9 protein-coding genes are annotated in these 8,932 nt (G+C 49.1%); 2 read left to right on the top strand and 7 right to left on the bottom strand.

Annotated features, from left to right (window positions below):
* Together MJ769_RS14825 and MJ769_RS14085 are read left to right on the top strand one after the other, a co-directional pair.
* On the top strand, positions 1-162 hold a 162-nt coding region (locus MJ769_RS14825), incomplete at its 5' end, for an Hpt domain-containing protein (RefSeq protein WP_445083101.1).
* Between the two features lie 450 nt (positions 163-612).
* Entirely contained in the window at positions 613-2,253 is a 1,641-nt protein-coding gene (locus MJ769_RS14085; RefSeq protein ID WP_239237773.1) for a diguanylate cyclase, read from the top strand.
* Between the two features lie 249 nt (positions 2,254-2,502).
* Here the strand turns inward: MJ769_RS14085 and MJ769_RS14080 are convergent, their stop codons facing one another.
* The 7 genes from MJ769_RS14080 to MJ769_RS14475 form a co-directional block, all read right to left on the bottom strand.
* Positions 2,503-3,399 carry a polysaccharide deacetylase family protein gene (locus MJ769_RS14080; protein ID WP_239237772.1) on the bottom strand — a complete coding sequence of 299 codons (897 nt, stop codon included), beginning with the start codon at positions 3,397-3,399 and terminating at the stop codon, positions 2,503-2,505.
* A gap of 118 nt (positions 3,400-3,517) precedes the next feature.
* Positions 3,518-4,444, bottom strand: coding sequence for a formyltransferase (locus MJ769_RS14075; protein ID WP_239237771.1), 927 nt, complete (start codon positions 4,442-4,444; stop codon positions 3,518-3,520).
* Positions 4,441-5,379: a glycosyltransferase gene (locus MJ769_RS14070; protein ID WP_239237770.1), complete on the bottom strand. Its 939-nt coding sequence runs from the start codon at positions 5,377-5,379 to the stop codon at positions 4,441-4,443. The genes MJ769_RS14075 and MJ769_RS14070 overlap by 4 nt, the downstream gene beginning before the upstream one ends.
* A 99-nt stretch (positions 5,380-5,478) precedes the next feature.
* The gene (locus MJ769_RS14065; RefSeq protein ID WP_239237769.1) at positions 5,479-6,600 is read right to left on the bottom strand and encodes a DegT/DnrJ/EryC1/StrS family aminotransferase; all 1,122 of its coding nucleotides are present in this window, start codon (positions 6,598-6,600) and stop codon (positions 5,479-5,481) included.
* Positions 6,597-6,968, bottom strand: coding sequence for a DMT family transporter (locus tag MJ769_RS14060; protein WP_239237768.1), 372 nt, complete (start codon positions 6,966-6,968; stop codon positions 6,597-6,599). Before MJ769_RS14060 ends, MJ769_RS14065 begins: the two co-directional genes overlap by 4 nt.
* Positions 6,965-8,611, bottom strand: coding sequence for a glycosyltransferase family 39 protein (locus tag MJ769_RS14055; RefSeq protein ID WP_239237767.1), 1,647 nt, complete (start codon positions 8,609-8,611; stop codon positions 6,965-6,967). The genes MJ769_RS14060 and MJ769_RS14055 overlap by 4 nt, the downstream gene beginning before the upstream one ends.
* Positions 8,593-8,727, bottom strand: a complete 135-nt coding sequence (locus MJ769_RS14475) for a hypothetical protein (RefSeq protein WP_256445730.1) — start codon at positions 8,725-8,727, stop codon at positions 8,593-8,595. Before MJ769_RS14475 ends, MJ769_RS14055 begins: the two co-directional genes overlap by 19 nt.
* Positions 8,728-8,932: the final 205 nt, after the last annotated feature.

Genomic DNA, 8,932 nt, shown 5'->3' with positions numbered 1-8,932 from the left:
TCATCGGCTAGAACTGTAGGTGCAATGAGATTTGGTGAATTGTGTATGACGCTAGAGCAGCTCAAAGGGGAGGGAGAGATTGATCAAGCGCGGGACATAGTGGTGCAAATGCGAACATTGCTGGCGCAGATTCATGATAAATCAAGTAACATATTGTTATAAAACAATATTTATAAAAACCCTATTTAATACCGCACTTGCACAAATAATAGTGTCGGCTTTTATACAAACATGACTCAGACTTGCCTCAATATTCAGTGTCATAGTCGGTCGAGATGCAAATCACTTTACAAGTTAGCATTGGATCTTTATTCCAAGATAGTTGCAAATCCATTTTAATTTAGGCTATGTCACAATTAGTTGTTGAACAAAATTTGAAAACTTACCAAATGTTTTTTAGCATAGGTTTGAGTGTTTTATGTGCAACAAAAATCATTTACCATTTATATAGTTACCAAGTTAAATTAGATAATTATGAGATAGCCTTAATGATGGCTTGTGGTTTTTATTTTAGCTATTTAGGCCAAGTTCAGCACCACTTTTACTGGCAGCTGTCTTATGGTCGGGCACATAACGTTCGATAGTGTTTTTGCAGCAAGGAAATTCATACCAATGGTGTTTTTGAAAAGTATTAAAAGCAAAATTTTTGTTTTCGCCATCCTGGCCACGCTTATCCCATCGCTGGGCTTGGGGCTGCTGTCGTTCCGCCAGAACGAGGCGCGGATAAGCGACAATGTACCCCGAGAACTGCGCGCCCTGGCAAGCCAGGCCAGTCGCGAGTTGGAACTGTGGATCAATAAGCACATCCACGCAGTGCGGGCACTGTCCACATCTAATGCAGTCATAGACGGACTGTCTGCGACTACTCACCCACTTGCAGGCAAGCCCAATATAACTCCGCAGGCCTTGACACACTACCTGCGTTCGGTGCAGTCACAACTTGACACAATATTGGAATTGACCGTGGTCAGAGCTGCCGGGCAGATTGTGGCTAGCAGCGCGGTGGCACCCTCCGCAGTAACTTTGCCTCAAAGCTGGCCGGACAGTGCGCTCACCGAAGGAGTCGTGCTCGTACCACCCCACTGGAATAATCAGCGTGCTACCGCGACGCTTAGCGTTGCGGTACCTGTATTGTCGTACGGCAATGTACTAATGGGTGCATTGGTGGCCGAGCTTGATCTACGTACCGCCCAACCCTATCTGAAAAGCTCGACGAAATCACCGCTGGGCGAGGTACTCTTGCTGGACCAAAACGGCAGGGAACTGCTTAGCAGCCGCGCTGGTACAACCAAACGAACGTCGCTGGATGCGAAGGTGCTGCGCCAGCTGCTTGCAAAGACTGGCGAGTCCATGGTCTTTCAAGGGCTAATGGATCGCGAAGTTATTGGGCTGGCAGATACGCCTGCTGCGTTATCAGTCACGGTAGTGGCAGAACAAGATCGTGATGAGGTCTACGCCGCCTGGGTAGAGTTTCGCAATCTGTTTCTGGCATTGGTGTGCACACTAGCGTTGATAGTAACAGCGGTGGCTTTTCGGATGGGTCGTTCAATTGTCACGCCACTGCAGCATCTGATTGATGCAGCCAACAGCATCGCCGACGGCGATCTTGATGTACAACTGCCTGTGACACGAAATGATGAATTCGGCCACCTCACCCGGATATTTAACAAGATGGCAAACAAGCTGCGTCATAGTCACGCCGAGATAGTAGCTACAAATGAAGCCATGCAGCAACAAAATCAGCTACTTGAGACGCTTTCCATTACCGATGGTCTTACCGGTCTGTATAACCGCAGCAAACTTGATGCAATCCTGAAAGATGAGCTCGCTCGATTCAAGCGTAACCAGCGACCTTTTGCAGTGCTCATGATGGATATTGATTACTTCAAGACTCTCAATGACAGCCATGGTCATATTGCGGGTGATGAAGTAATTGTAGCCGTGGCCAAGATACTCGGCCAGTCGATCCGCAGTGTAGATTACGCTGCGCGCTATGGTGGCGATGAATTTGTCATTATCATGGTTGAAGCAACGGTGGATCTGGCGCGTAAAACGGCAGAGCGCATCTGTTCTCAGGTAAATGAAATGCGCTACATCGTCAATGGCCAGATTATATCGGTGACGGTAAGTATCGGTGTCGTGCAGTGCAAGCAGTCCGACGATGCTACACCGACAGCGGTATTTGCCCGCGCCGACAGTACGCTCTATGAAGCGAAGCGTGCTGGTCGCAACCGAGCACACTGCGCAACCTAGTGCTGTGTGGCGTTCTGTTTGGAACTTAAGCGACTATTGGCTTTGAGGTTTTTTTGGAGGATGTGGGAAGCTATTGCGGTTCAGATAAACGGCTTAGGGTTTTGTTGTCTTGTGCCGTAATCCTGAACCCAAGTGACTTTGGGGGTAGATATTCAGTTTCCACGCACTCGCATCTAGTTCCTCTTGTGACAAGCCACCAGAATTAAAACTAAAGGGCACCTCTAAACTGAAAATTGGAGTATGTCTAACCTATTTTCCCTGCATGGCCAGCGTTCCGCTACGCCCATCCACTGTCCCTATCACAAGCTCATTTAGTGGCAGAGTGCCTTTGAGTTTTTCAAAATACTGGTGCATTGAAACAAGCTCGTAGCCCTGTTCTTTCCAGCCCGTGATGAGCTGTTCGAATACTGGCATCCACTTGCCGCCTTCCAACTCGGCATGTAGTGTATATACATGGCCCATCGTAGGAGGGAGCGCAGTCAGTCGGAGTATGTGCTGCGCCACATTTTCCAGCGTGACCCCCTCTCGATTGATGATTTCATCCAGTGTGGGCAAGGTGGTTGGTAGCTGTGGGCAGGCAACAATCTCAGCATCCCAAGTGGGGATAAAGGGATGTATGCCGCGTGTGTCAGAACTGTAATCAAAACCTAATACCTGCATCAGGCGCAGGGCATGCCGATTCATCTGCCAACCAGCAGCAGCGTGCGCCTTAGGCGCTTCGCCAAAAATCTCGATGAATCTATCCACTGCACGCTGCATCTCGCGCCTTGTCCATTCGCCATCTTTGCCTGCGACATAATCCTGCCAGCGGATATGGTCATAGCAATGAATGCCGACTTCAAAACCTGCATCACGTACCGAGCGTAATATTTGTACACAGTGACGTCCAATATCTGGCCCAGGCAATAAGGTGCCATACAGTAACGTCTTGATGCCGTAGTGTTCCAGCACTGAGGTACGCGACACCTTGCCTAAAAATCCAGGACGGAATACACGCCGAATAGCGCGCCCTGTGTGATCCGGGCCGAGAGTAAAGAAAAATGTGGCTTGCACATTGTGTCGCTTCAGCATTTCTACTAAACGCGGAACTCCCTCGCGCGTGCCGCGATAGGTATCAACATCAATTTTAAGAGCTAACTGAGGCATTAAAATTGTATTCCCGCCTGCGCAAGGATGATGAACTCTGAACTTATACTGATGCCCATAACGGTCACTATCAATCCATTTGGGCGACTCGATAAATAACTCGCGAACTCTTTAACCATTATTGAGACACATTAAATTCAAATCTTGCCGCGCCATACTGGGTAAAAAACTCAGTGGCGCTCATTTCTATGTCATCCAACTCAAAACGTACTACGCGCAGTACGCCTTGCCCACAAATAGCGTATGCCTTGCTTTCCTTGACATAGAAGGCTGGTGTCTCGCCCGTTGCAGTGCAAGTTGTGACCAACGTTTGCAGAATGCGCATGGATTTGCCCAAAAGTTGTGTGCTCGCACCCGGATAAGGCGGTGCCACAGCTCGCACCAGGTTGTGAATGGTGCGCGCATCTTGCAACCAGTCAATAATGCCATCCTCCGGTTTACGTCCACCGAAATATGCGCCTTGGCTCAAATCCTGCAATACTGGTTTTGCCGTACCGGCAAGTAGCGTGGGCAAGCAAGCATTCAGCGTAATTTCAGCCGCCACAGTAACTTTTTGAAACACTTCGAGTGCAGTGTCATCAGACAATATTGGTACGGCCTGCTGCGCTATCACCGCACCATTATCCGGTTTTTCTGTCATGTAATGCAAAGTCGCGCCAGTCTCTGTTTCGCCGTTAATAATGGCCCAATTGACCGGCACCCGGCCTCGATATTTCGGTAACAGCGAGCCATGCATGTTGAGCGCACCATGTCTAGGAATTTCCAGCAACTCGCGCTTAAACATTTCGCGATAATAGAAGGAAAAAAGAAAATCCGGTTGTAACGCTCGAATCTGCTCAAGCACTTCCACCGTATTGGGATTGTCCGGTGTGATGACCGGAATGCTATGCAGAGCAGCCAACTCGGCCACACTGGCAAACCAGATATTTTCTTTCGGGTTGTCACGATGCGTAACCACCAGCGCCACCTCCACGCCATGCGCCAGCAATACAGACAGGCAACGAACACCCACGTTATGGTAAGCAAAAACGACCACGCGTGTCATACAGTCTTGTCCAATATAGCTTGAATCAGATAGCGCGGACGATGGCGTACTTGCAGATAAATGCGGCCGATATATTCCCCCAGCAGACCGATACCGAACAGGGTGAGACCGATCAGGAAAAAAGCGATGGCGAACAGGGTGAACAGCCCTTCCGCTTCGGGGCCGACAAACAGGCGACGCACCAGTAGAACGACCACTAAGAATGCAGACATCAATGAAATTGCAATTCCAGCCATGGAGAACCATTGCAGGGGTACTACAGAAAATCCAGTCATCAGGTCAAAATTAAGACGAATCAGACTGTATAACGAATATTTTGATTCACCCAGCGCACGTTCCTCATGTTCTACCGTCACCTCGGTGGGGTTGCGCGCAAAAGTATAGGCCAGAGCCGGGACAAAAGTACTCACCTCCTGACAACTGTTGATCGCATCAATGAGGGAGCGATCATACGCGCGCAACATGCAGCCCTGATCAGTCATTTTAATATTCGTAATACGTTCGCGCAGCCGGTTCATAGCGCGTGAACCCAGATGCCGCCACCAACTATCGTTACGCTGCTTACGGATGGAACCAATGTAATCGTAACCCTCATCCATCTTGGCGAGCAGCTTGGCTATCTCTTCCGGCGGATTTTGCAGGTCGGCATCCAGCGTCACTACGCGCGCACCGCGCGCATGCTCAAAGCCCGCAGTGATCGCCATATGCTGACCAAAATTGCCATTAAACAGAATCACCCTTGTTACATCGTGGCGGCGCTGAAATTGCTCGCGCAGGATGGCGGCCGAACGGTCTCGGCTGCCATCATTGATAAACACGACCTCGTAGCTCATACCGAGATTATCCAGTATTGGATATAAACGATCGAACAAGGTTTGCAGACCTACTTCCTCGTTATAAACAGGAATGACGACGGAAAGTTGGGGAATATTCATGGTGCAGCATTTTACCGCAGAGGGTGAGGTTAGCGAAATTGAAAGTAAGTATAAGAAAATTAAGGTATGACCAACTGCACAGCGTGCGTTATACGCACGCTAATTTTTCAATACTGCAAGCATCTCCGCACACATGCGCTCAACATCACTTTCATTCATCGCCGCAAACATTGGCAAGGAAACGATCTGACGCCCAACGCGCTCTGCAATTGGGAACATGCCTTCCTTAAAACCCAATGCTCGATACAGCTTGAATAGGTGAATAGGCGCATAGTGATAACCGATGCCGATGTTCTTGTCTTTCATGCGCGCCATAAAATCAGCACGTGTGATTCGCTCCGGCAGCACTATCTGAAACAAATGCCAGTTGGTGTTTTCAAAATCAGCCGGGGGTAATTGCGCTCCAGTTTGTGCTTCGAAATCTTTACCGAGTGTCGCGAAATAATGCCGCGCCAATTTACGTCGTTGTGCGGTGATCACATTTAATTGCGCGAACTGGCCTAAGCCTATGGCGGCAGCGATGTCGGTCATGTTGAATTTGCCGCCCAGCACGTCCACTTCGATGCCATCGTAGCCGCTCCGCGTGACGCCTTGCAGCCGGTACTTTTCGGCGAGTGCGGCTTCCTCTGGGTTGTTCAGCACCAGACACCCACCTTCCGAGGTAGTAATATTCTTGTTGGCCTGAAAGCTGAACGAAACAAAATCACCGAACGAACCGATGGGCTTGCCCTGCCATGTGGAACCAATAGCTTGCGCGGCATCTTCGACCAAGCGTAATTTGTGCTTGGCAGCTATCTTGTAGAGGCGATCCATATCCACCGGTTTGCCCGCCAGATAGACCGGGATGATTGCTTTAGTGCGCGGCGTGATCGCCGCCTCAACCTTGTCTAGATCAATGTTTCTTGTAACGGGATCAACATCAGCAAACACCGGAGTTGCGCCGATTTCGAGTATGACGTTGGCGGTGGCCACCCATGAAATGGGCGTGGTGATGACTTCGTCACCCTGCCCTATACCCGCAATGCGCAGGGCGATTTCCATGGTACAAGTGCCGGAGTTGAAGGTGCGCACCAGACGCCCACCGAAATAATCAGAGAGCTGCTTCTCGAATTCCTGAACCTTGGGGCCACTGGTAATCCAGCCGGAACGCAGGGTTTCCGCTACAGAAGCAATAGTAGCCTCATCAATTGATGGGCGAGAAAATGGAAGAAATTCGCTCATGCTCGAGAAATAATGACAACGCCCAGAATGATTACGCTGATGCCGGCCACTTTAGCCGGGTTGATTGATTCATTAAAGAACCACCACGCCGCCACCGCATTTACTACATACCCCATGGACAACAGCGGATAAGCAATACTGACTTGCACGCGTGATAAAGCCAGTATCCATATCACCACGCTGAACACATAACAGGCTACTGCCCCAATAATGTGAGGCTCGGTGGCAAGACGCACACCGACAGGCAGAATGTTGCTACGACTGAACTCGAAATAACCAATGCTGTTAGTTCCGGCCTTGATCATGAGTTGCGCAGCAACATTGAGCATCACGCCAACGAAAATCAGGCCGAAGTTGATCAGGTTCATGGTTTACTCACGACGATGTGTTGCGTGTCTTCGAAAATAATCTTCATTGCCACACTTTGCTGTATAAGTTGCGGATATAAATAAACCGGCATGATCGCCAAGGCTGCTGGTTGCTTACCCCATATTTTCGCGAAGCTGGCGATGTCTGGTATCCAGCGCTGCGGCTCCTGCATAATACCGAATGCCATTTCATTCTGAAAGGCAACCAAGGTGAAGGTGCGCTTCAGGTAAAACGGCAGAGTCTGCTCGTAAGTGCCCACCGAATACAATGGAATATCAGGCTTGACATAGGGACGGATTGACTCGGCAATATGGTACGCAGAACGCGATCTGGCCACAGTATTATGCCCGGATAAAACAATTTGCGCCCCTATTAAAGAGCTTAATGCCACCACCAACACCGCCAGAGATTTTTTGTTGCGTGTCAATAACATCATGCCAGAGATCAGCCCAAACAGAATTACAAGTGCAGCCACCACTGCCCAAGTTGCGTAATCACGATACATGTCTATTTGTAGGGGTGTTTTTGCCAGTTGCGCTGTAAAAGGTGCGAATCCCAATGTTGCCACCGGCGCCAATAAGGCCGGAGCGAGTTGCCACAGCAATACCCGTTCGCGTATCTCAGCCAGCCGTTTGCCCATTAACAATGCCAAAGCTGGAAACATCGGCAGCAGATAGGACGGAAGTTTTGATCCGGACACCGAAAAGAATACATAAATGAACACCACCCATATCAGCAGAAAGCGTTCCGGGTTAAATGCCTTACCGATATATGCGGCGCCTTTCCAAGTGCGCAGCAAGGTATCAAACATTAAAACCGTCCACGGCAACATGCCTGCCAGCAGGATGGGAATAAAATAGTACCAAGGCTGATAACGTCCTAAATCCTTGGTAGAAAATCGCGTGTAGTGCTCATAGATGAAGAAACGCTCGAAGAATTCTGGATTGGCATTCATCACCAAAATGAACCATGGCGCAGTGACAAGCAAAAACAGTAATAGCCCGGTCACCAGATTGAGACGTTTCCATGGTGTCAGATCGCGCTGCAACACAGAATAAATCACCAATGCGGCAGCTGGCAGCACAAGTCCGATTAGCCCCTTGCTCAATACTGCCAAACCCAAAGCTGCCCACGCACAATAGAGCCAGTTACGCCGGGTACGCGTATCGGCTTCGGCCTGTTGACCAAGTAGCAGGCCGACAATGCCAAGGGTGAGGAAGAACGTCACACCCATATCGAGCGTATTAATATGCCCGATCAGCACATATAACAAACTGCTGCCTAGAATCAAGGCCGCATACTGTCCTGCTTCGCGCCCGAACAAGCGTGTACCGGCAAACCACACCAATAATAACCCGCAAAAGCCGGTCAATGCAGGCCATAAACGTGACGTCCATTGATGCTCACCCAACAAGGTATACGCGGTCGCAGTCGCCCAATATTGAAGCGGGGGTTTTTCGAAATATTTAAGATCGTTCAGACGCGGGGTCACCCAGTCGCCACTCACTACCATTTCGCGCGGAATTTCAGCGTAGCGTCCTTCATCCGGCTTTATCAGCTTACGGTACTCTAAAGTGCCAAACCAAATCACAACGATCATCAGTAATAGCCACCACCAGCGCTTTACTTCAATTTTTTCCATTTATGCTCCAGCTTTCGTGCCATTAGCAGTAGCAGACTATTAATCGCGAAAGGAATACCGGCTACTACTAACAATTGATCAATTTTCATTACCACTTCAAAAATGCCGCTGGTCAATGGTGACTCCACTCATCAGATGCGTTTTCTTAAGAAAGCAATTAATAGGAGTCTCTATAAATTCAAGTTTCTAGACAAGACAAGGCGAGAGTAAAAAATTTGAGTGCAGCATATATTTGATATGCAAGCAAAATTTCTTACTCTAAACGCTGTATTGTGACAAATAATGGATATTGAGAGATGCCCTTATGTCTTGTACCAGTGC

Source organism: Candidatus Nitrotoga sp. BS (assembly GCF_927797785.1).
Classification (GTDB): domain Bacteria; phylum Pseudomonadota; class Gammaproteobacteria; order Burkholderiales; family Gallionellaceae; genus Nitrotoga.
The sequence above is the reverse complement of the archived record's forward strand: the minus strand, read 5'-3'. Positions and strand labels throughout refer to the sequence as shown.

Excerpts from the sequence above, each read along its gene's own strand:
- MJ769_RS14085 (WP_239237773.1), top strand. The coding sequence starts at position 613 with ATGGTGTTTTTGAAAAGTATTAAAAGCAAAATTTTTGTTTTCGCCATC.
- MJ769_RS14080 (WP_239237772.1), bottom strand. The coding sequence starts at position 3,399 with ATGCCTCAGTTAGCTCTTAAAATTGATGTTGATACCTATCGCGGCACG.
- MJ769_RS14075 (WP_239237771.1), bottom strand. The coding sequence starts at position 4,444 with ATGACACGCGTGGTCGTTTTTGCTTACCATAACGTGGGTGTTCGTTGC.
- MJ769_RS14070 (WP_239237770.1), bottom strand. The coding sequence starts at position 5,379 with ATGAATATTCCCCAACTTTCCGTCGTCATTCCTGTTTATAACGAGGAA.
- MJ769_RS14065 (WP_239237769.1), bottom strand. The coding sequence starts at position 6,600 with ATGAGCGAATTTCTTCCATTTTCTCGCCCATCAATTGATGAGGCTACT.
- MJ769_RS14060 (WP_239237768.1), bottom strand. The coding sequence starts at position 6,968 with ATGAACCTGATCAACTTCGGCCTGATTTTCGTTGGCGTGATGCTCAAT.
- MJ769_RS14055 (WP_239237767.1), bottom strand. The coding sequence starts at position 8,611 with ATGGAAAAAATTGAAGTAAAGCGCTGGTGGTGGCTATTACTGATGATC.